Source organism: Streptomyces varsoviensis, assembly GCF_000718635.1.
Lineage (GTDB): Bacteria > Actinomycetota > Actinomycetes > Streptomycetales > Streptomycetaceae > Streptomyces > Streptomyces varsoviensis.
On sequence record NZ_JOBF01000115.1, the window covers coordinates 1 to 203 of the forward strand.

The following is a 203-nucleotide window of genomic DNA, read 5'->3' on the forward strand; positions in this document are numbered from 1 at the left end:
ACCCTCTACGCCGGACCTTTCGCATGTCCTTCGCCTACACCAACGGTTTCTGACTCGTCTCACAGCCGGCAGACTGCAAAAGAGAGATCCCACAACCCCGTAAACGCAACCCCTGCCGGGTATCACACGCCTACGGTTTGGCCTCATCCAGTTTCGCTCGCCACTACTCCCGGAATCACGGTTGTTTTCTCTTCCTGCGGGTA

1 rRNA gene is annotated in these 203 nt (G+C 57.1%); it reads right to left on the reverse strand.

From position 1 onward, the window contains the following. A 23S ribosomal RNA gene (locus IF55_RS35845) occupies positions 1–203 on the reverse strand; the annotation flags it as partial.